The sequence below is a fragment of the Sphingomonas bacterium genome (assembly GCF_903643035.1).
GTDB lineage: Bacteria > Pseudomonadota > Alphaproteobacteria > Sphingomonadales > Sphingomonadaceae > Sphingomonas.
This window is the reverse complement of record NZ_CAHJWW010000263.1, coordinates 1-3862: the sequence shown is the minus strand read 5'-3', so window position 1 is coordinate 3862 and position 3862 is coordinate 1. Positions and strand designations below refer to the sequence as shown.

Annotated in this window: 4 protein-coding genes and 1 pseudogene; 4 read left to right on the top strand and 1 reads right to left on the bottom strand. The window is 67.1% G+C overall.

All coding sequences use genetic code 11. From position 1 onward, the window contains the following. The 4 genes and pseudogenes from HUV01_RS13485 to HUV01_RS13470 all read left to right on the top strand — a co-directional run. A partial coding sequence (locus HUV01_RS13485) for a hypothetical protein (RefSeq protein ID WP_174298736.1) occupies positions 1 to 281 on the top strand: 281 nt, incomplete at its 5' end. 8 nt (positions 282 to 289) lie between these two features. Further along, positions 290 to 850: a DUF2726 domain-containing protein gene (locus HUV01_RS13480; protein WP_368040040.1), complete on the top strand. Its 561-nt coding sequence runs from the start codon at positions 290 to 292 to the stop codon at positions 848 to 850. Continuing rightward, positions 850 to 1347: a hypothetical protein gene (locus HUV01_RS13475; protein WP_174298735.1), complete on the top strand. Its 498-nt coding sequence runs from the start codon at positions 850 to 852 to the stop codon at positions 1345 to 1347. Before HUV01_RS13480 ends, HUV01_RS13475 begins: the two co-directional genes overlap by 1 nt. A 40-nt stretch (positions 1348 to 1387) precedes the next feature. Continuing rightward, positions 1388 to 1600 (top strand): annotated as a pseudogene (locus HUV01_RS13470) (uracil-DNA glycosylase); the annotation flags it as partial. A gap of 42 nt (positions 1601 to 1642) precedes the next feature. On the opposite strand, the gene HUV01_RS13465 reads toward HUV01_RS13470, so the two are convergent. Continuing rightward, the coding region (locus HUV01_RS13465) for a TonB-dependent receptor (RefSeq protein ID WP_174298734.1) at positions 1643 to 3862 on the bottom strand (2220 nt) is incomplete at its 5' end.

Below are 3862 nucleotides of genomic sequence, written 5' to 3'. Positions count from 1 at the left end.
ACCTCGATCATTCGGTCGACGCCGAGCTGCCACGGATGGGATCGTCCAGTTCCGATTGGTCGAGCCATGAAATCCCGTCCGACCTCGCCGGTGACCACGACAGCAAGCGCTGGGACGAGTGGCGCGACGATTTGCAGGAGGTCGCGGCTCGGGCGAACGGCGACGATCTGACGATCTCACCTCCGGACAACAAGCACGACATCAGCCGACCGCTGCCGGCGCAGGTCCGGGATCGGCAGACTCCCGGCCTTCCCGAGAAAAACCTCAACCTGGATCTGTGAGCCGACCGATGACCCAGCTCCTCACGACCGGCCATCCGAACAGCTGGTTCGGCTACCTCGCCGCCCACTTGGCCGCGCACCCTTTCGCGATGATCGTGGTGGTGATGACCTTGGCCATCATGCTGCAGGGTGCAGGACTGCGGCTCGGGCCTCCAAGGCCAGTCGCCAAACGCTTCCTGACCAAGCGGGAGCAGGCCATGCTCGCCACGCTGGAGCGGGTGCTGCCTCAATGCCGGATACATGCCCAGGTGGCTATGGGCGCGCTGCTGACCGCTCCTGACAGCCCCTTCCGCCGTCGTCGCCTCTCCGACCGGAATGCCTTCTCTCAGAAAATCGTCGACTTCGTCGCGCAGGATCGGACGAATGGCGCGATCGTCGCGCTGATCGAGGTCGACGACTGGAGCCACGTTCTGTCGCGCGACATGGCCCGAGACGCGATGACCTTCCGTGCCGGCTACCAGACCGTCCGGATTCCGGCCCACGCGCGACCTACGTTCGCGGATGTCCGAGCGGCAGTGGCCGTGCTGCTTCTCTCCCCAGCCCGTGCCGATTGGAGCGCGGCGCGATGATGTTCCGCAAGTCCCCGCCACCTTCTTCGGCATACCCGGTGCAGACGGAAGCCGAAGTCCTCCTCGAATACGCCAACGTCATCCGGAAGCTCGCGTCCGACATGGCGAGCCAGCACCTTACCCTCATGCTGGTGGGCGACGGCTCGCCCATCAACAACCTCGTGCGGGACACGATCAGCGCCAATCGACGCTCGATGGAGGAAGCCGCCGACCACCTCCAGCGGCTCGCCCGTGAATACCAGCTTCGACCGCTCGGGCTGAGTTTATGGCAGTTCGTCCTTCGCCTGGGGCTCAGCTTCGCCGTCGGGATCACGATCGCGCCGTTCACGCTGATGGCCCTGTTCTGGGTAATCAATCAGATCGCGCCACCACGCCTGAGCCTGACTCCATTCATCGAGCGAAACCGCTCGAGCGTGCCCATCCAGCCCGGAGCAGCTCAGAAAAGACCAGTTCCAGCAATCGCTAACAGGGGAGATAACAGCAATGGGCCTCGCTGACCGCAAGTACATGAAGGGAGCGTCGAGGCGGACCGCGAAGGTACGCAGGCTGGGCGGGCGGCTGCCCAAGGCGAAGTTCGGGCATGGGGCGGAGCACGTCATGCCCGACGGGCGGGTGCTGATCGACAGCTATCACTGCTCGCGGTACAACCAGAACACCGGCAAGCTGACCCGCCCGATGTTCGAAGCGGTGTTCGAGCGCGCGCTGATTCTGGGCGGGGCGGCGGTGGGCGGGGCGGACGCCGTCCGGTGACCCGCCCGCCCCTTCCGCCCCCGCCCCCTTCGCGAAGCCGGTTCAGTAGGTGAACTTGCCCGATATGCCGAAGGTGCGCGGCGGCTGGGCGTAGGAGGTGGGGTAGCCGATCGCCTGGCTGGACACGTTGTTGAGCACGGTCGCGTCCAGCATGTTGCGCGCGAAGATCGTCACCGAATAATGGTCGCCGCGCGGCCGCCACGCCAACGAGGCGTTGAGTAGCGTGTACGCGCCCTGGGTCAGGAAATTATCCGCCTCCACCTTGTAGTCGCCATTGTAGTTGGCGGTGACGTTGGCGTGGATGGTCCCGAACGACACCGGCTTGTCGTAGTCCACGGCCAGCGTGCCGACGAACGCCTGCGACTGCGGAAGGCGGTTGCCGGCCGCGTTGATGCCCGGCGCCGCCGCCAAGGTCGCGCCGCCCGTCGCCTTGGGCGTACTGCCGACCGCGCCGGGATAGGAGGTGAACCGGGCGTGCAGCGCCTCCAGCCCGCCACTGAGCGACAGTTCGGACGTGACCCGCGCGTTGAAGTCGACATCCAGGCCGTACAGACGCGCCTTCGCGCCGTTGACGATCGTCTGCGACACGCCGACGTACTGCGTGACCTGGACGTTGGTGTAGTCGTAATAGAAGCCGCCGGCGTTGAAGCGCAGCCGCCGGCCGAACAGCTCGGTCTTCAGCCCCGCCTCATAGGCGTCGAGCTGTTCGGGCAGATAGGCCGGGTTGGCGGGGTTGAGGATGTTGTACCCGCCGCTCTTGATGCCGCGATTGTACGACACGTAGCCGAGCACGTCCGGCCCGAACTGGTGGTCGAGCGCGATGCGCCAGGTCGGCTTGTTGATCGTCAGCGGGGTCGGATTGTAGGGCGTCGTGATCGTCACGCCGCTGTAGCGGTTCGCCGTCACGCTGCCGTTCAGCACCCGCTGCTCGTAGGTGAACCGGCCGCCGAGCGTGAGGTTCGTGTCCCTGAACAGCCGGATGCCGAGCTGGCCGAATGGCGCCACCGACTGCGTCCGCTCGGAGCCGTAGGTGTACGTCGACTGGTTCGGACTGGGATTGGCCGCGGCGAGCGTGGCCGCCGTCGCGAGCAGGTTGTAGTAGATGGGGTAGAACTGCCGCACGACCGGCTCGACGGAGTTCCGGTTGTAGAAGTAGAACACGCCGGCCGTGTAGGTCACCGGACCGTTCTTCGCCGAGACGAGCTGCACCTCCTGGCTGAACGACTTGTTCGACCCATCGCCCGACGGCAAGGTGAAGATATACACCGGCTGACCTGTAGGCACGTCGTCGAACGTGTAATCGCTGCCGCCCTGCCGGTAGGACGTGATCGACACGAGCTTGGCGAAGCTCAGGTCGCGTTCCACCGTCATGCTGATGCCGCCGCCGCGGAAGGACGAGTAGGGATCGGTGACCGACAGGGTGTCGCGCGGGCCGGACAGCCTGCCGGACAAGGGAACGCTGAAGCTGGTGCCGGGATAGGGAACGAAGCTGTAGGTGTAGTCCTTGCGGTCCAGATAGTCGGCGATCAGCAGCACGGACGTCGCCGCGTCCGGCTCGACGAGCAGCTTGCCGCGCACGTCCACCGCGTGGGCAATCTGGAACGTGTCGTGCCCGGTCACCTGGTTGCGGCCGTAGCCGTCGCCCTGCGTCGTGAAGTCGGCCGACAGGCTCGCCGCCACGCCGGACGCCAGCCCGCCCGACACGAAGCCGCTGCCGCGGAACGTCGCGTAATTGTCGATCTCCGCCTTGCCCTGGGCCGCGAACTGCTGGCTCGGGCGCCGCGTGGTGACCTGGATCACGCCGCCGGTCGCGTTGCGGCCGAACAGCGTGCCCTGCGGCCCCTTGAGCACCGCCACCTGCTCCACGTCGGGCAGCTCGCGACTGCCCTCGCGCTGCTGCGCCAGGTAGACGCCGTCGATGTAGAGCGCGACCGGGTTCTCCACTACGTTGCTCGATGTGCCGATGCCGCGGATCGAGGGCTGGTACACGCCGCCGCCGGCGGTGCGCACGTTCAGGCCCGGCGCGACCGTGCCGAGCGTCGCCAGCGCGGTCACCCCCGCGGTCGCGAGCTGCGCGCCGCTGACGGCGGTGATGACGATGGGGACGCGCTGAAGGTTCTCCGACCGCTTCTGCGCGGTGACGACGATGTCGCCGACGGTGTTGTCCTGCGCGTCTTGCTGCGTCGCCGCCGGCGCGTCGGGCAGGCCGGACGCCGGTTGGGCGAGGCCCGCATCCGCGGCGGGCTGGCCGGCGGCGGCGGG